We start from the raw sequence: 17727 nt of genomic DNA, 5'->3' as shown, positions 1-17727 counted from the left end.
GGGGCCCCCAATCTCTCACCTCAAACCCCCCGCCGTGGGGGGGGGCCCCGGCCCCCCCCCCCACACCCCCCCCGGGCCCCCCCGCGGGCGCGGGGGGGGCGGCCCGGGCGGGGGGGGCCCCGCCCCCCCCGGGGCCGCCCACAGGGGAGCGCTGTCCGCCCCGTTCACGGATGGGGCAAGAATGGGGGCCATGAGCGACAGCCCAGCCCCTCTCGCCGATCCGCATATCGTCTTCGATCCGATCGAAGGCCGCCGTGACATCGTCGTCCTCGGCTCCACCGGATCCATCGGTACGCAGGCCATCGACCTGGTCCTGCGCAACCCCGACCGCTTCCGTGTCACCGCGCTCTCCGCCGCGGGCGGCCGCGTCGCGCTCCTCGCCGAGCAGGCGTGGCGGCTACGGGTCCGTACCGTGGCCGTCGCGCGCGAGAGCGCCGTACCCGCCCTCCGGGAGGCACTCGGCGCGCGGTACGGGGCGGGCGAACAGCTTCCCGAGATCCTCGCCGGCCCCGACGCCGCCACCGAACTCGCCGCCTCGGAGTGCCACACCGTCCTGAACGGCATCACCGGCTCCATCGGGCTTGCCCCCACACTCGCCGCGCTGACGGCGGGCCGTACGCTCGCGCTCGCCAACAAGGAGTCGCTGATCGTCGGCGGCCCCCTGGTCAAGGCCGTGGCGAAGCCCGGCCAGATCATCCCCGTCGACTCCGAGCACGCCGCGCTCTTCCAGGCGCTGGCCGCCGGCACCCGCGCCGATGTGCGCAAGCTCGTCGTGACGGCCTCAGGAGGACCCTTCAGGGGCCGTACGAAGGCCGATCTGGCGGGCGTCACCCCCAAGGACGCCCTCGCGCACCCGACCTGGGCCATGGGCCCGGTGATCACGATCAACTCCGCGACCCTCGTGAACAAGGGGCTCGAAGTGATCGAGGCGCACCTCCTCTACGACATTCCCTTCGAACGCATTGAGGTAGTTGTCCACCCTCAGTCGTATGTTCACTCGATGGTGGAATTCAAGGACGGTTCGACCCTGGCCCAGGCGACCCCGCCCGACATGCGCGGGCCGATCGCCCTCGGTCTCGGCTGGCCTGAGCGGGTGCCTGACGCCGCGCCCGCGTTCGACTGGACCAAGGCTTCGACCTGGGAGTTCTTCCCGCTCGACGGCGAGGCGTTCCCGTCCGTGGGGCTTGCCCGGCACGTGGGAACCGTGGGCGGCACGGCCCCGGCGGTGTTCAATGCGGCGAACGAGGAGTGCGTGGACGCGTTCCTCGCGGGGCGCCTGCCGTTCAACGGCATCATGGAGACGGTCACCGCGGTTGTCGCAGAGGCGGAGCGCGATGGTCCTCGTGCACGGGCGGAGGGGGGCTCGGGGCCGGGTGGTACGGCGGGAACCTCGCTCACCCTTGCCGACGTCCTCGAAGCCGAGACCTGGGCCCGTGCCCGGGCCCGCGAGACAGCAGCACAATTCAGTGACGTACGTCAGCCAAGCGAAGAACAGCCGGCGGAGGCTCGCGCATGACGATTCTGTTGACGGTTCTGGGCATCCTTGTGTTTGTCGCGGGGCTGCTCTTCTCCATCGCCTGGCACGAACTCGGCCATCTGTCCACGGCCAAGCTCTTCGGCGTCCGGGTGCCTCAGTACATGGTGGGGTTCGGGCCGACCATCTGGTCACGTAAGAAGGGCGACACGGAGTACGGCCTCAAGGCCATCCCCATGGGCGGCTACATCCGCATGATCGGGATGTTTCCGCCGGGACCCGACGGACGTATCGAGGCGCGCTCCACGTCGCCGTGGCGCGGGATGATAGAGGATGCTCGCTCCGCTGCCTTCGAGGAGCTCGAACCCGGTGACGAGAAGCGCCTCTTCTACACGCGCAAGCCGTGGAAACGCGTCATCGTGATGTTCGCCGGTCCTTTCATGAACCTCGTACTCGCCGCCGTGATCTTCATGAGCGTCGCGATGGGCTTCGGCTTCCAGACGCAGACCACGACGGTCGCCGGCGTCCAGAAATGCGTGATCTCGCAGAGCGACAAGCGCGACTCGTGCGAGAAGGGCGACCCCGTCTCGCCCGCCCAGGCGGCCGGCCTCAAAGAGGGCGACAAGATCGTCGCCTTCAACGGCAAGCACGTCGACGACTGGTCCACGCTCTCCAACCTGATCCGCGGCACGATCGGCCCCGCCACCATCACCGTGCAGCGCGACGGTACGGAGCAGGTCCTGCAGGCCACGCTCGCCAAGAACATGGTGGCCGCGAAGGACTCGAACGGGGAGGCCATTCCCGACAAGTACGTTCCCGCCGGCTATCTCGGGTTCGCCGCCTCCACGGAGATCCTCCCGCTCTCCTTCACCGAGTCCGTGGACCGGATGGGCGACATGATCGGGAACGGTGTCGAGTCGATCATCGCGCTGCCTTCCAAGATCCCCGACCTGTGGAGCGCGGCCTTCGGGGACGGCCCGCGGAAGGACGACTCGCCGGTCGGAGTGGTCGGCGCGGCGCGCATCGGCGGCGAGGTGATGACGCTCGACATTCCGGCGCAGAACCAGATCGCGATGATGCTGTTCCTCCTCGCGGGGTTCAACCTCTCGCTCTTCCTCTTCAACATGCTTCCGCTGCTCCCCCTCGACGGTGGCCATATCGCGGGCGCGCTCTGGGAGTCCCTGCGGCGCAGGCTCGCACGGCTCTTCAAGCGCCCAGACCCGGGCCCCTTCGACGTGGCGAAGCTGATGCCGGTCGCGTACGTCGTGGCAGGGATCTTTATCTGCTTCACCCTGCTCGTCCTGGTCGCCGACGTCTTCAACCCAGTCCGAATCAGTTGATACCGGCCGTTTCGCCGCGGCCGGACACCATTTGTGTCCGGCCGCTTACCGGTGGGTGGACTTCTCGCGAGGATGTGCCCATGCGGCACACGGTGGCGTAATCTCGGGTGCTGGAGCCCGCCGATCTTCGGGACCTTGATCCACACCTTGGGGTTGCAGAGCAGATGACCGCAATTTCTCTCGGAATGCCGTCCGTTCCGACGAAGCTCGCCGATCGAAGGGTCAGCCGTCAGATCCAGGTCGGGTCGGTGGCGGTTGGTGGGGACGCGCCGGTGTCGGTGCAGTCGATGACGACGACGCGTACGTCGGACATTGGTGCCACGCTGCAGCAGATTGCCGAGTTGACGGCGTCCGGGTGTCAGATTGTGCGGGTGGCGTGTCCCACGCAGGATGATGCGGACGCGTTGGCCGTGATCGCGCGGAAGTCACAGATTCCGGTGATCGCGGATATTCATTTCCAGCCGAAGTACGTGTTCGCGGCGATTGACGCCGGGTGTGCGGCGGTACGGGTGAATCCCGGGAACATCAAGCAGTTCGACGACAAGGTGCGGGAGATCGCGCGGGCCGCGGGGGACGCGGGGACGCCGATCCGCATCGGGGTGAACGCCGGGTCGTTGGACGCGCGGTTGCTGGCGAAGTACGGGAAGGCGACTCCGGAGGCGCTGGTCGAGTCGGCGCTGTGGGAGGCATCGCTCTTCGAGGAGCACGGTTTCCGCGACATCAAGATCTCGGTGAAGCACAACGATCCGGTGATCATGGTGAACGCGTACCGGCAGCTCGCCGCGCAGTCCGACTATCCGCTGCACCTGGGCGTGACGGAAGCCGGTCCTGCGTTCCAGGGCACCATCAAGTCCGCGGTGGCGTTCGGTGCGCTGTTGTCGGAGGGGATCGGGGACACGATCCGGGTCTCGCTGTCGGCTCCGCCGGCGGAGGAGGTCAAGGTCGGTATCCAGATTCTGGAGTCGTTGAATCTGCGGCAGCGGCGTCTGGAGATCGTGTCGTGTCCGTCGTGCGGGCGGGCGCAGGTGGACGTGTACAAGCTGGCCGATGAGGTGTCGGCGGGGCTGGAGGGCATGGAGGTCCCGCTGCGCGTGGCAGTGATGGGCTGTGTGGTGAACGGTCCGGGTGAGGCACGTGAGGCTGATCTCGGCGTGGCGTCGGGGAACGGCAAGGGGCAGATCTTCGTCAAGGGCGAGGTCATCAAGACCGTCCCGGAGTCGAAGATCGTGGAGACCCTGATCGACGAGGCCATGAAGATCGCCGAACAGATGGAGAAGGACGGCATCGCCTCGGGCGAGCCCGAGGTCTCCGTGAGCTGACCGCGATCCCGGTCCTTCGCGCGGAGTCTTCGTACGTGGTCCCGCGGCCCCCGTTCCTCGGACGTCGGGCGCGGGACCGTGGTGGTTACGGGCGCGTCGTACGAAGCGCAGCGGATTCCGCGGTAGGGGAGCCGTGGGCGACCAGTACGAGGCGCCCACGGCTGCCCCGTACGCCGCGACTACACCTACCCGTGCGGTTCCCGGCCGCGCCCCGCCCCGTACGCCGCGGCTACGCCCCGTACGGCACAGGCTGTGCGCCCGCCCCGTACCGCCGCGGCTGGGCCTGCCTTCGCACCGGCCCCACCGCACCGCCCCCGTACGCCGCGCCCCGTCGGTCCCGCGCAGCGCGACAGACGGGGCGTACAGGGGCGTACGGGGCCTGCTACACGCAGGCGAGCGGCGCGTCACAGAGCCGCCGGGTACAGTGCGGAGATCGGCATACGTATGGTGAGGCCCCCTCGTGTTGACGCAGACCACCACCCGGGTCCTCGAACCCAGTGAACTCGGCGCCGCGCTCGCCATCCTGGAGAGCGAGCCCGTCGCCAACGCATTCGTCACGTCCCGCGTCCAGGTCGCCGGACTCGACCCCTGGCGCCTCGGCGGCGAGATGTGGGGCTGGTACGAGGACGGCCGGCTCCGCTCGCTCTGCTACGCCGGAGCCAATCTCGTCCCGATCTGCGCCACCCCCGAGGCCGTCCGCGCCTTCGCGGACCGCGCCCGCAGGACCGGCCGCCGCTGTTCCTCCATCGTCGGCCCCGCCGCGCCCACCGCCGCGCTGTGGCGCCTTCTGGAGCCGAACTGGGGCCCCGCCCGCGAGGTCCGCGCCCACCAGCCGCTGATGGTCACCGAGGAACTCGCCGCCGCCGTCGCGCCCGATCCCTTCGTACGCCGCATCCGCAAGGACGAACTCGCAGTGATCATGCCTGCCTGTGTGGCCATGTTCACCGAGGAGGTAGGCGTCTCCCCGCTCGCGGGCGACGGCGGACTGCTCTACCAGGCGCGTGTCGCCGAACTCGTCGGATCAGGGCGCTCGTTCGCCCGCATAGAGGACGGCAGAGTCCTCTTCAAGGCCGAGATCGGCGCGGCCACCTCGCAGGCCTGCCAGATCCAGGGCGTCTGGGTGGACCCCGAGTTTCGGGGACGTGGCCTCTCCGAGTCCGGCATGGCAGCCGTCGTACGGTACGCGCTCGCCGATGTCGCGCCCATAGTGAGCCTCTACGTGAACGACTACAACGCCCCCGCCAGAGCCTCCTACCGGCGCGTAGGCTTCCACGAAGTGGGCGCCTTCATGAGCGTGCTGTTCTGAAAGTAAGGTTCGGCCATGCCGAGCATCCCCGGGGGCGCCCCCCGTACCCCCGACGTACAGGTAGGGCCGGTCGATCTCGCCGCGCGCGTCGACGAGGCGCTCGCCGTACAAGCCCTCGCCTTCGGCCTCAGTGACGACGAGGTCGGCGTACGGCGCCACATCGTGCTGCGGCACGTGCTGCACCGTGGCTGCCGCGCGCTCGGCGCCACCACCGCTTCGGGCCGCCTCGTCGGGTTCGTGTACGGCATGCCCAACGACCGTGCCCACTGGTGGTCCACGATCGTCGAGCCCTATCTGCGCGCCAGTGGCTCCGACGGCTGGCTCGACGACTCCTTCGTGATCACCGAACTCCATGTGCACCCCGGGTTCCAGGCACGCGGCATCGGCCGCACGCTGATCACCGCCATCACGGACGCCGCCGCGCAGCCGCGGTCGATCCTGTCCGCCATCGACGTCGAGAGCCCCGCCCGCAAGCTGTACCGGACCCTTGGGTACGAGGACCTCGCCCGCCGTGTCCACTTCCCCAGCGCACCCAAGCCGTACGCCGTGATGGGCGCCCCGCTCCCGCTGCGCGGCACGGCGCGGCGCACATACTGATTTCCGCCTGCTGCCGGACCCCGGCTAACCTCCTGGCAACACCCGAAGAAGCAGAACGCAGGAGTGCTCCCCATGTCCCAGGTCCAGCGCATGTCCCGGTTGATGGTCAAGACCTTGCGCGACGACCCGGCGGACGCCGAGACCCTCAGCCACAAGCTGCTCGTCCGCGCCGGCTACGTCCGCCGCACGTCCGCAGGCATCTGGAGCTGGCTGCCGCTCGGCAAGAAGGTCCTCGACAACATCTCGCGCGTCGTCCGCGAGGAGATGGACGCCATCGGCGCACAGGAAGTGCTGCTGCCGGCCCTGCTCCCCAGGGAGCCGTACGAGGCGAGCGGGCGCTGGGAGGAGTACGGCGACCTGCTGTTCCGCCTCAAGGACCGCAAGGGCGCGGACTACCTGCTGGGTCCCACGCACGAGGAGATCTTCACCCAGGTCGTCAAGGACCAGTGCACGTCCTACAAGGACCTGCCGGTGATGCTCTACCAGATCCAGACGAAGTACCGCGACGAGGCGCGTCCGCGCTCCGGCGTACTGCGCGGCCGTGAGTTCCAGATGAAGGACTCGTACTCCTTCGACACCACGGACGAAGGCCTGGCCGAGTCGTACGCGCTGCACCGCGCCGCCTACCAGAAGATCTTCGCCAGGATCGGGCTCGACTTCCGTATCGTCTCGGCGGTCTCCGGCGCGATGGGCGGCTCCGCGTCCGAGGAGTTCCTGGCGCCCGCCGCGGCGGGCGAGGACACCTTCGTGGACTGCCCCGTCTGCGACTACGCCGCCAACACGGAGGCCGTCACCTTCACCGCCCCGGCCGTGGAGCCCGTCGAGCACGGCCCCGTGGAGGAACTGGACACCCCCGACACCCCGACCATCGAGACGCTCGCCGCGCACCTCGGCGTGCCGGCCTCCGCCACCCTGAAGAACCTGCTGGTCAAGGTCGATGGCGAGATCACCGCGGTCGGCGTCCCCGGCGACCGAGAGGTGGACCTCGGCAAGCTCGGCGAGCACCTGGCGCCGGCCGTCGTGGAGCTGGTGACGGCCGAGGACTTCGTGGACCGGCCGGAGCTCGTACGTGGCTACGTCGGCCCCCAAGGGCTCAAGATCCGCTACATCGCCGACCCCCGCGTCGCGTCCGGCACGGCCTGGGTCACCGGAGCCAACAAGCCCGACACCCACGCGCGCAACGTCGTCGCGGGCCGCGACTTCGAGGTCGACCAGTACCTGGACGTCGTCGTCGTCGAGGAGGGCGACCCCTGCCCCTCCTGCGGCTCCGGCCTCAAGCTGGACCGCGCGATCGAGATCGGCCACATCTTCCAGCTCGGCCGCAAGTACGCGGATACCTTCCAGCTCGACGTGCTGGGCCAGCAGGGCAAGCCGGTGCGCGTGACCATGGGCTCGTACGGCATCGGCGTGTCGCGCGCCGTGGCAGCACTGGCCGAGCAGAGCGCCGACGGGCAGGGTCTGTGCTGGCCGAAGGAGATCGCCCCGGCCGACGTCCACGTCGTGGCGGCGGGCAAGGCACTCCAGACGGAGCTGGCGCTGGACGTCTCGGAGCAGCTTTCGGCGGCCGGATTGCGCGTGCTGGTGGACGAGCGGCCCGGTGTCTCGCCGGGCGTGAAGTTCACCGATGCCGAGCTGATCGGTGTCCCGCACATCCTGGTGGCGGGCCGCCGTTCCGCGGAGGGCGTCGTCGAGCTGAAGGACCGCCGTACCGGGGAGCGCGAGGAGCTGACGGTCGCGGAAGCGATCGCCCGCCTGACAGCCTGACGCCGTGCTGCGCGCCGTACGGGGCCCGGTACCGCCTCGTACGGCGCGCAGCACGGCGCCGCACGGGGCCCAGCGGCGCGCCGCTGGGCCCCACCCTCGTGGGCGGCTCAGAGCCAGCCCGCGAACTCCAGCAGCGACTCCGCGCTCTGGCGCCGGCCCGCGGTCAGGGCGCGCGAGCCCGACTCGACCGCGCGGAAGAGCGTCCAGCCGCGCAGCCGCTCCCGGTCCAGGTCCAGGGAGTCGGCCAGCCGGTGGACACGGCGGCGCGCCGATGAGGCACCGGACGAAGCGGCCACAAGGTCCTCCACCCGGTCACGCACCAGCCGCGCCAGATCGTAGGCGCGCTCGCCGACGACGGGCTCGGGACCGACCGCCAGCCAGGGCGTGCGATCGCCCGCCAGCACCTTGCCCTGGCGGAACGCACCGTGCAGCAGCAACTCCTCATGGGACGTTGCGCACAGTTCGTCGCGCGCCGCCAGCGCGGCGGTGACGAGCGGCGCGAGGCTCTCGTCGGACGATGTGCGCAGTTGCGCCGCCTCGGCGGCGGTCCGCCCGGCCACAGTCTCGAAGCCATGGCCCGCAGGAGGTTCGACCCACAGCCGGCGCACCGTACCCGCCGCTTCGAGCAAGGCCTTGGCCTCCGGGAGGGAGCGAAGCGACATCTCGGGGTGCAGACGCTCCAGGAGGAGCGCGCCGTCCTCCGTCTCCGCCGCGGAGCCTCCGTCGCCCGGCACGGCGCCCCGTACGGCGCCCGTCTCGACGTTCGGGACGTCGAGAAGCCGCGCCGCCCCCCACCCCTGCCAGTGCGCCAGCGCCGCCCGCTCCAGCCCAGGGGCCGCGAACGGCGGCGCGATCTTGAGCGTGGCGGGGGAGCCGTCGGGCCGCCGTACGAGCAGGACCAGCCCGCTCCGGCCACCCGGCGCGATCACCCGTTCGACCTCAAGGCTGCGCCGCGCGACGGCCTCCGCCGCGAGCACGGGAAGCCGCTCGAGCCACGCGGCCGCGGTGGTGTCCCTGGTCAGCTCGCCGAGCGTGCGCGCCAGACGCTGGGGCGGTTCGAAACCCATACGCGCGTAGATCCCTTTCGGAGCCAGGGGGGACGTGCAGGGCTCACGCTCTCTCGGCGAGCCCAGGAAAGGCTACGCCGCTCCCGCGCCAGCGCACGGCACGTACCGCCGCCTCACGCAGCGCCCCCGCAGCCTCGCGCCGCAGGGGCCCCTTCGAGGCCCTGACGAGATCCGAGTAGACGCCCGCGATCCGGTCCTCCAGCTCGGCGGCGAGCCGTTCGGCCGCGGCACGGTCCGGCACGTCGAAGGGCAGCGCGTACGCCGCCGCCGCGACGGCGGGCCTCGCGCCCATGTCGCGTACGGTGCGCGCCAGCGCGTCGCGCCGCGCACGGTGCGCGGTGTACGCGGCTGTGGCCTCGGCGCGGCGCGCGTGGCCGACTCGTCCGCCGACGACTCCGTACCCGTAGACGGCGGCGTGCTCCGCGGCGAGTGCGGCCTGCGCGGCCTCCAGCGCACGGGTGGTCACGGGCGGGCTCCTTCCGTCAGCAGATAGGCGTGGCCGGCGCTCGCCGCGGCGAGGGAAGCCAGCAACCGGGCGAGTTCCGGGGGCGCTTCCATCAGCGTGGCCGTGTGCGCGTCGCAGGTGCGGCGCTCGGCGGCGGCCAGTTCCTTGAGCGCTGCGGTGGGATCGGCGGGGACCGGGTGAGCGGCGGCCGTTGCGTCGGGGGCGGCCGTGGAGGCAGGAGGGGCGGATGGTCCTGGTGCCCCTGCCCTTCCCGACGGGGCAGGCGAGTCAGACGTGGCGGAAGGTTTTTCCGGGGTGCTCGTCGCGCCGTGCGACGCGCCGTTCTCCGCACCGTACGGTGCGTCGGACGCCTTCGGGGCCTCCTCCTTGCGGGGCTCGGGCGTCAACGCCGTGATCTGTCGCGCGACCGCGCCGCGCAACGGGGCCAGCCGCGCTTCCTGTCCCGGATGGCGCTTTCGTACCGCGTCGTACCACGCGAGGAGCGTCCGGCTGGTGTCCGCCGACCGCCGCCGCAGCGCCTTCTCCACGCGCGCCGCCCGCGCCGCGGCGCCGTCCGGCCCCCCGGAGACCTGCCCGTCCGCCGGGCCCGACGAGGAGCAAGCGGCGGTCAGCAGACCGGCCGTCGCGGCGCCCGCGGCCAAGAGGGCATGCCTCCGTGTCGTCCCCGTGCGCCCCACGCGTCTCTCCTCGGGCTAGTGAAGATCTCCATGATCAACGCAGGCGAGCGTACCCGCGGGTCACCCTTGGGTGGACGGCAACACCCCTTGGGACCGGATACCCTTTGATCCGACACACGACTGATCTGACACGCGACGATCCCACAACAGCACACGCGGCCGAGGAGTCACCCGGATGAGCACCACCCAGAGCGAAAGGCTGCGCGGACTGCTGGAACCGCTCGTCAGCGCCAAGGACCTGGATCTGGAAGAGATCGATGTGTCCCGGGCCGGCAGGCGTCGTGTGCTGAGAATCGTGGTCGACTCCGACGAGGGCGTGGACCTCGACGAGTGCGCCGAGCTGAGCCGCTCCATCTCCGAGAAACTCGATGAGACGGACGCGATGGGCGAGGACGAATACCAGCTCGAAGTCACCTCCCCGGGGGCGGAACGCCCGTTGACCGAGCAGCGCCACTACCTGCGCGCCGTCGGCCGGCTGGCCCGGATCCAGCTCCATGAGGGCGACGACCTGGTCGCGCGCATCCTCACCGTGGACGACGAGGGACTCGACCTCGAAGTGCCGGGCGTGAAGGGGCGCAAGCCCACCGCCCGCCGGGTCGAGTTCACGCAGATCGCCAAGGCGCGCGTCGAGATCGAGTTCAACCGTAAAGACAAGAAGGAAGAGGAGGCGTAGCCGTGGACATCGATGTGAAGCTCCTGAAGGGCTTGGCACAAGAGAAGGAGATCCCCTTCGATCTGCTGGTCGAGGCGATCGAATCCGCCCTCCTCATCGCCTACCACCGCACGGACGGCAGCCATCGGCGCGCCCGCGTCGTCCTCAGCCGCGAGACCGGCCACGTCACGGTCTGGGCCAAGGAGGACCCGGCCGATCTGGAGGAGGGCCAGGAGCCCAAGGAGTTCGACGACACCCCGTCGGACTTCGGCCGGATCGCCGCGACCACCGCGCGCCAGGTCATCCAGCAGCGGCTGCGCGACGCCGAGAACGACGTCACCTTCGGCGAGTACGCGCGCCGTGAGGGCGATGTCGTCGCCGGCATGGTGCAGCAGGGCAAGGACCCCAAGAACGTCCTCGTCAAGCTGGACGACAAGCTCGAAGCGATCCTCCCGGTGCAGGAGCAGGTGCCGGGAGAGGAGTACACGCACGGGCTGCGGCTGCGTACGTACGTGGTCCGCGTGGCCCGCGGCGTACGGGGCCCCTCGGTGACCCTCTCCCGTACCCACCCCAATCTGGTCAAGAAGCTCTTCGCGCTGGAGGTCCCGGAGATCGCGGACGGCTCCGTGGAGATCACGGCGATCGCCCGCGAGGCCGGCCACCGCACCAAGATCGCCGTACGTTCGACACGTTCGGGTCTCAATGCCAAGGGCGCCTGCATCGGCCCGATGGGCGCCCGTGTGCGCAATGTCATGGCCGAGCTGCTCGGCGAGAAGATCGACATCGTCGACTGGTCGGACGACCCGGCCGAGATGGTGGCGAACGCGCTGTCGCCCGCCCGGGTCAGCAAGGTCGAGGTCGTGGACATGGGCGCCAGGTCCGCGCGGGTGACCGTGCCGGACTACCAGCTCTCGCTGGCCATCGGCAAGGAAGGGCAGAACGCCCGGCTCGCCGCGCGACTCACCGGCTGGCGCATCGACATCCGCCCCGACACGGAGCAGCCGGACGACAACGGCGGCGACCGTGACCGTGGCGCGGACCGTGACCGTGGCGACGACCGGCCCCGTGACGGGGAACGGGGCGGGGCGCGGGGCGGCGACCGGAGCAGGGATCGCGAGCGCGGCTGATACCCGTCGGTAACGATCCGGGTGTGATCTTCCGGGTGCACGGCGGCGGGATTCCGCCGTGCACCGTCACGCCGTTTTGTGCACGTGAGCGTTCGAACGTTGCCCCAAAGGGGTGAGGTCGGCGCGGGGAGGTAGACTTGAAGGTGTCTGGCCGGACGAGCGACCGAGCCTGCCCTGAGCGAACCTGCGTGGGCTGTCGGAAGCGAGCGGCCAAGAGCGATCTGCTGCGCATCGTGGCGATGGGTGAGCAATGTGTTCCCGATCGACGCGGTACGCTGCCCGGCCGGGGTGCGTACACGCATCCTGCCTTGATCTGTCTCGACCTGGCGATCCGCCGCCGAGCGTTCTCCAGGGCCTTCAAAGCCCAGGGGCCGTTCGACAGTACGGAACTGCGCCGGTTTGTCGAGCAGTCGGCACTGTAAGAAGAAGTACGGCACGGGACCCCGTGCGGTTCAGGTACCTCGCGAGTTGGAAGTAGGTCGAGATTGCGATGAGCACTCGATGAGTACGCGATGAGTACGCCCATGAAGTAGCGACGGTCCGGCGGTAACCCGGACCTAAAAGGAGCGAAGTGGCTAAGGTCCGGGTATACGAACTCGCCAAGGAGTTCGGTGTGGAGAGCAAGGTCGTCATGGCCAAGCTCCAAGAACTCGGTGAATTCGTCCGTTCGGCGTCCTCGACGATCGAGGCGCCGGTCGTGCGCAAATTGACTGACGCTTTGCAGGGGCCCGGCGGCAACGCTGGCAAGTCCGCTGCCAAGCCCGGGGCGCCGCGTAAGGCGACCCCCGCAAGGCCCACCCCCCCGTCTCCGGCCTCCCCGGCCCAGGCGGCACGTCCCGCTGCTCCCAAGCCCGGTGTCCCGGCTCCCAAGCCGGCCGCCGCCGAGGCCCCCAAGAGCAGTACCCCCTCTCCGGCGCCGAGCCCCGGCCCGCGTCCGGCCCCGGCCGCCCCGCGGCCCCCGGCCAAGCCGGCGCCCGCCGCCCCTGCGGCTCCGGAGTTCACCGCGCCCCCGTCGGCCCCGGCCGCCGGTGCCCGGCCCGGTGCCACCCCCGGCCCGCGTCCCTCCAACCGCCCCACGGGCGGTCAGGGAGACCAGCGTCAGGGCGAACAGCGCCAGGGTGACCGTCAGGGTGACCAGCGCGGCGAGCAGCGCCAGGGCGGTCGCCCCGGCGGCGCGCGTCCTGGTCAGGCTCCGCGTCCCGGTGCCCGCCCCGCGGGCCCGCGTCCGGGCAACAACCCCTTCACGTCCGGCGGCTCCACCGGCATGGCGCGCCCGCAGGCGCCCCGTCCCGGCGGCGCCCCGCGTCCCGGCGGCCCCGGTGCCCCCGGCGGCCCGCGCCCCCAGGGCGCCGGTCAGGGTGGTCCCCGTCCGCAGGCCGGCCCCGGCGGACAGGGCGCCGGTCGTCCGACCCCGGGCGGCATGCCGCGTCCGCAGGCCCCGCGTGCCGCGGGTCCCGGCGGTGGCCCTGGTGGTAACCGTCCGAACCCGGGCATGATGCCGCAGCGTCCCGCTGCCGGCCCGCGTCCCGGTGGTGGCCCCGGCGGTGGCCGCGGTCCCGGTGGTCCGGGTCGTCCGGCCGGCGGTGGCGGTGGCGGTCGTCCGGGTGGCGGCGGCGGTTTCGCCGGTCGTCCGGGTGGCGGCGGTGGCGGTTTCGCCGGTCGCCCCGGTGGCGGCGGCGGTGCCCCGGGTCGTCCCGGTGGCGGTGGCTTCGGTGGCGGCGGTGGCCGTCCCGGCTTCGGCGGACGTCCGGGTGGTCCCGGCGGCCGTGGTGGCACACAGGGCGCGTTCGGCCGTCCCGGCGGGCCCGCCCGCCGTGGCCGTAAGTCGAAGCGGCAGAGGCGCCAGGAGTACGAGGCCATGCAGGCCCCGTCGGTCGGCGGCGTGATGCTGCCGCGTGGCCAGGGCCAGACGGTCCGGCTGTCGCGCGGTGCGTCGCTCACCGACTTCGCGGAGAAGATCAACGCCAACCCGGCGTCGCTCGTCGCCGTGATGATGAACCTCGGCGAGATGGTCACGGCCACGCAGTCCGTCTCCGACGAGACCCTGCATGTGCTCGCCGGTGAGATGAACTACATCGTCGAGATCGTCAGCCCGGAGGAGGAGGACCGCGAGCTGCTCGGGTCCTTCGACATCGAGTTCGGCGAGGACGAGGGCGGCGAGGAAGCGCTCGTGTCCCGTCCGCCGGTCGTGACCGTCATGGGTCACGTCGACCACGGTAAGACCCGGCTGCTGGACGCGATCCGTAAGACGAACGTTGTCGCGGGCGAGGCCGGCGGGATCACGCAGCACATCGGTGCGTACCAGGTCGCCACGGACGTCAACGGTGAAGAGCGCAAGATCACCTTCATCGACACCCCGGGCCACGAGGCGTTCACCGCCATGCGTGCCCGTGGTGCCAAGTCCACCGACATCGCGATCCTGGTGGTCGCGGCGAACGACGGTGTGATGCCCCAGACGATCGAGGCGCTGAACCACGCCAAGGCGGCCGGTGTGCCGATCGTGGTCGCGGTCAACAAGATCGATGTCGAGGGTGCCGACCCGACCAAGGTGCGCGGTCAGCTCACCGAATTCGGTCTGGTGGCCGAGGAGTACGGCGGCGACACCATGTTCGTCGACATCTCCGCCAAGCAGGGCCTGAACATCGACAGCCTGCTGGAGGCCGTGGTCCTCACCGCGGACGCCTCGCTCGACCTGCGGGCCAACCCGGAGCAGGACGCGCAGGGTATCGCCATCGAGGCCCACCTCGACCGCGGTCGTGGCGCCGTCGCCACCGTGCTCGTCCAGCGCGGCACGCTGCGTGTGGGTGACACGATGGTCGCCGGTGACGCGTACGGACGTGTCCGGGCGATGCTCGACGACAACGGCAACAATGTCGACGTGGCGACGCCTTCGACGCCCGTCCTGGTCCTGGGTCTCACCAACGTCCCCGGTGCCGGCGACAACTTCCTCGTCGTCGACGAGGACCGCACCGCCCGGCAGATCGCGGAGAAGCGCGCCGCCCGTGAGCGGAACGCGGCCTTCGCCCGCAGGGGCGTCCGGTTCTCCCTGGAGAACCTGGACGAGGCCCTCAAGGCCGGCCTGGTGCAGGAACTCAACCTCATCATCAAGGGCGACGCGTCCGGTTCGGTGGAGGCTCTCGAGTCCTCGCTGCTCCAGCTCGACGTCGGCGAAGAGGTCGACATCCGTGTCCTGCACCGCGGTGTGGGTGCGGTCACGGAGTCGGACATCGACCTGGCGATGGGCTCCGACGCCATCGTGATCGGCTTCAACGTGCGCGCCGCTGGGCGTGCCGCGCAGATGGCCGAGCGCGAAGGCGTGGACGTTCGTTACTACTCGGTCATCTACCAGGCGATCGACGAGATCGAGGCGGCCCTCAAGGGCATGCTCAAGCCGGAGTACGAAGAGGTCGAGCTGGGCACGGCGGAGATCCGCGAGATCTTCCGCTCGTCCAAGCTGGGCAACATCGCGGGTGTTCTCATCCGCTCCGGCGAGGTCAAGCGCAACACCAAGGCCCGGCTCATCCGCGACGGCAAGGTCATCGCGGAGGACCTCAACATCCAGGGTCTGCGCCGCTTCAAGGACGATGTCACCGAGATCCGCGAAGGCTTCGAGGGCGGTATCAACCTCGGAAACTTCAACGACATCAAGATCGACGACGTCATCGCGACGTACGAGATGCGGGAGAAGCCGCGCGGCTGACGCGTGGCAGCCGGTCCGGGGCCGGTCGACGGGACGTATTTCCGTCGATCGGCCCCGGCCGTTCCGTGTACGGTTCTTGTGTCCCTGCCAAGTGTCGGCGGGGCCTCCGAACCCGTACCGGCGGGACATCCGGACATACATGTATGTGGGGACACTGTCCTTCGATCTGCTTCTCGGCGACGTACGGTCGTTGAAGGAGAAACGCTCCGTCGTCCGGCCGATCGTCGCCGAGCTCCAGCGGAAATTCGCGGTGAGCGCGGCGGAGACCGGCGACCAGGACCTCCATCGCAGGGCCGAGATCGGCCTGGCGGTGGTCTCCGGTGACTGGGGGCATCTCACCGATGTGCTGGACCGGTGCGAACGCATGGTCGCCGGCCGGCCCGAGGTGGAGCTGCTGTCGGTACGGCGCCGGCTCCACGGCGACGACGAGGAGTGACCCGCGCGGAAGGCCCCGTACGCCCCGTACGGGGCCCGCACGGCCCGGCACCGGGCGTCGGCCTCGGCCGGCGGACCGGCAGGGAACCAGCAGGAAAAGCAGCTAGACAACCAGCAAGAATCCCAGAAGGAAGAGTGAAGGACCGGTGACCGACAACGCGCGGGCCCGCAAGCTGGCCGATCGCATCCAGGTCGTGGTCGCGGAGACCCTGGACCGGCGTATCAAGGACCCGCGACTCGGCTTCGTGACCATCACGGACGCCCGCGTCACCGGCGACCTCCGGGAGGCCACGGTCTTCTACACGGTCTACGGCGACGACGAGGAGCGCGCGGCCTCCGCTGCGGCGCTGGAGAGCGCCAAGGGCGTCCTCCGCTCCGAGGTGGGCCGCCAGACCGGCGTCCGCTTCACCCCGACGCTGGCGTTCGTCCCCGACGCCCTCCCGGACAACGCGCGCACCATCGAGGACCTCCTCGACAAGGCGCGCGCCAAGGACGCCGAGGTGCGGAACGTGTCGACCGGCAAGACCTACGCGGCCGGGGCAGACCCGTACCGCAAGGACGACGCCGACGACGAGACCGGCAGCGAGGCCGAGGGCGACGCGGACGGCAACGTGAGCGGGAATACGAACGGGAACACGCCCGGCAACACGAACGGCGCCGCCGCGGAATGACTCAGCAGAACAAGACGCCCGACGGCCTGATCATTGTGGACAAGCCGTCGGGCTTCACTTCGCACGACGTCGTCGCCAAGATGCGCGGCATCGCCAGAACCCGGCGTGTCGGCCATGCCGGCACCCTCGACCCGATGGCGACCGGCGTCCTCGTCCTCGGCGTGGAGCGCGCCACCAAGCTTCTCGGCCATCTCGCGCTGACCGAGAAGGAGTACCTCGGTACGATCCGGCTCGGCCAGGACACCGTCACGGACGACGCGGAGGGGGAGATCACCTCCGCCACCGACGCCTCCGCGGTGAAGCGCGAGGCCATCGACGCCGGGATCGCCGCACTTACCGGCGCGATCATGCAGGTGCCGTCCAAGGTCAGCGCCATCAAGATCGACGGCAAGCGGTCGTACGCACGGGTCCGCGGCGGCGAGGAGTTCGAGATCCCGGCCAGGCCGGTGACCGTCTCCTCCTTCCGCCTCTACGACGTCCGCGAAGCCGTCGCGGAGGACGGCACCCCGGTTCTCGACCTGGTCGTCTCCGTCGTCTGCTCCTCGGGCACGTACATCCGTGCCCTCGCCCGCGACCTCGGCGCCGGGCTCGGGGTGGGCGGCCATCTCACCGCGCTGCGCAGGACCAGGGTGGGCCCGTACGCGCTGGACGGCGCACGCACCCTCGACCAGCTCCAGGAGGAGCTGACCGTCATGTCCGTCGCCGACGCCGCCGCCGCGGCGTTCGCGCGCTGGGACGTGGACGAGAAGCGTGCCCAGCTCCTGCTCAACGGCGTACGGCTCGACATGCCCGCGTACGGCACGGGGCCGGTTGCCGTCTTCGACCCGCGGGGCCGCTTCCTGGCCCTTGTGGAGGAACAGCGCGGCAAGGCGAAGAGCCTCGCGGTCTTCGGCTGACCCGTCGGGTCTCTTCCTCGGCGATTCCGTCACGGGAGGCGCCCGGATCCCCGCCGTGGGGGGGGGGGGGCGCGGGGGGGGCCCCCCACCGCGCCCCCACAAACGAAGGAAGAAAACCAGCGACCCCCCCCCCACCCCAAACCCGGCGGGGGGGGGGCCCCCCCCCCGGGCGGCCCCCCCCCGCGACGGTGGGACGGTGAATCCCGCTTCTGGCCGCTTTGCCGCAAATGGGGTGT

The 17727-nt window shown here is 70.7% G+C and carries 16 protein-coding genes; 13 read left to right on the top strand and 3 right to left on the bottom strand.

What is annotated here, in order from left to right:
- The first annotated feature begins 190 nt into the window (after positions 1-190).
- The 6 genes from dxr to ACFXPL_RS26860 all read left to right on the top strand — a co-directional run bounded on the left by dxr (position 191) and on the right by ACFXPL_RS26860 (position 7800).
- On the top strand, positions 191-1516 hold the full coding sequence (gene dxr / locus ACFXPL_RS26885; RefSeq protein WP_384924336.1) for a 1-deoxy-D-xylulose-5-phosphate reductoisomerase: 1326 nt from the start codon (positions 191-193) through the stop codon (positions 1514-1516).
- Entirely contained in the window at positions 1513-2814 is a 1302-nt protein-coding gene (locus tag ACFXPL_RS26880; RefSeq protein WP_384924334.1) for a M50 family metallopeptidase, read from the top strand. The genes dxr and ACFXPL_RS26880 overlap by 4 nt, the downstream gene beginning before the upstream one ends.
- 164 nt (positions 2815-2978) lie before the next feature.
- Positions 2979-4133 carry a flavodoxin-dependent (E)-4-hydroxy-3-methylbut-2-enyl-diphosphate synthase gene (ispG, locus tag ACFXPL_RS26875; protein WP_384924344.1) on the top strand — a complete coding sequence of 385 codons (1155 nt, stop codon included), beginning with the start codon at positions 2979-2981 and terminating at the stop codon, positions 4131-4133.
- Between the two features lie 463 nt (positions 4134-4596).
- Positions 4597-5439: a GNAT family N-acetyltransferase gene (locus ACFXPL_RS26870; protein ID WP_384924342.1), complete on the top strand. Its 843-nt coding sequence runs from the start codon at positions 4597-4599 to the stop codon at positions 5437-5439.
- Between the two features lie 15 nt (positions 5440-5454).
- The gene (locus ACFXPL_RS26865) at positions 5455-6036 is read left to right on the top strand and encodes a GNAT family N-acetyltransferase (RefSeq protein ID WP_384924332.1); all 582 of its coding nucleotides are present in this window, start codon (positions 5455-5457) and stop codon (positions 6034-6036) included.
- A gap of 72 nt (positions 6037-6108) precedes the next feature.
- Complete coding sequence (locus ACFXPL_RS26860; protein WP_384924330.1) at positions 6109-7800, top strand: proline--tRNA ligase; 1692 nt, start codon at positions 6109-6111, stop codon at positions 7798-7800.
- A 107-nt stretch (positions 7801-7907) separates the two neighbouring features.
- On the opposite strand, the gene ACFXPL_RS26855 is transcribed toward ACFXPL_RS26860, so the two are convergent.
- The 3 genes from ACFXPL_RS26855 to ACFXPL_RS26845 are packed head-to-tail and all read right to left on the bottom strand — an operon-like array spanning position 7908 to position 9974.
- Positions 7908-8867 carry an aminoglycoside phosphotransferase family protein gene (locus ACFXPL_RS26855; RefSeq protein ID WP_384924328.1) on the bottom strand — a complete coding sequence of 320 codons (960 nt, stop codon included), beginning with the start codon at positions 8865-8867 and terminating at the stop codon, positions 7908-7910.
- Positions 8868-8910: 43 nt separating this feature from the next.
- Complete coding sequence (locus ACFXPL_RS26850; protein WP_384924326.1) at positions 8911-9333, bottom strand: DUF4439 domain-containing protein; 423 nt, start codon at positions 9331-9333, stop codon at positions 8911-8913.
- Positions 9330-9974 carry a hypothetical protein gene (locus ACFXPL_RS26845; protein ID WP_384924324.1) on the bottom strand — a complete coding sequence of 215 codons (645 nt, stop codon included), beginning with the start codon at positions 9972-9974 and terminating at the stop codon, positions 9330-9332. The genes ACFXPL_RS26850 and ACFXPL_RS26845 overlap by 4 nt, the downstream gene beginning before the upstream one ends.
- A gap of 211 nt (positions 9975-10185) precedes the next feature.
- Between ACFXPL_RS26845 and rimP the strand changes: the two genes are divergently transcribed.
- The 7 genes from rimP (at position 10186) to truB (ending at position 17491) form a co-directional block, all read left to right on the top strand.
- Entirely contained in the window at positions 10186-10683 is a 498-nt protein-coding gene (rimP, locus tag ACFXPL_RS26840; RefSeq protein ID WP_384924322.1) for a ribosome maturation factor RimP, read from the top strand.
- 2 nt (positions 10684-10685) lie between these two features.
- Positions 10686-11789, top strand: coding sequence for a transcription termination factor NusA (gene nusA, locus ACFXPL_RS26835; protein WP_384924320.1), 1104 nt, complete (start codon positions 10686-10688; stop codon positions 11787-11789).
- 143 nt (positions 11790-11932) lie between these two features.
- Positions 11933-12211: a YlxR family protein gene (locus ACFXPL_RS26830; RefSeq protein ID WP_384924340.1), complete on the top strand. Its 279-nt coding sequence runs from the start codon at positions 11933-11935 to the stop codon at positions 12209-12211.
- 149 nt (positions 12212-12360) lie between these two features.
- Complete coding sequence (gene infB / locus ACFXPL_RS26825; protein ID WP_384924318.1) at positions 12361-15489, top strand: translation initiation factor IF-2; 3129 nt, start codon at positions 12361-12363, stop codon at positions 15487-15489.
- Between the two features lie 139 nt (positions 15490-15628).
- Entirely contained in the window at positions 15629-15925 is a 297-nt protein-coding gene (locus ACFXPL_RS26820) for a DUF503 domain-containing protein (protein WP_382892616.1), read from the top strand.
- 145 nt (positions 15926-16070) lie between these two features.
- The gene (gene rbfA, locus ACFXPL_RS26815; RefSeq protein WP_384924315.1) at positions 16071-16595 is read left to right on the top strand and encodes a 30S ribosome-binding factor RbfA; all 525 of its coding nucleotides are present in this window, start codon (positions 16071-16073) and stop codon (positions 16593-16595) included.
- Entirely contained in the window at positions 16592-17491 is a 900-nt protein-coding gene (truB, locus tag ACFXPL_RS26810) for a tRNA pseudouridine(55) synthase TruB (protein WP_384924313.1), read from the top strand. Before rbfA ends, truB begins: the two co-directional genes overlap by 4 nt.
- Positions 17492-17727 lie beyond the last annotated feature (236 nt).

It is taken from the genome of Streptomyces sp. NPDC059092 (assembly GCF_042756365.1).
Classification (GTDB): Bacteria; Actinomycetota; Actinomycetes; order Streptomycetales; family Streptomycetaceae; genus Streptomyces.
This window is presented reverse-complemented; position numbering and strand designations above follow the sequence as displayed.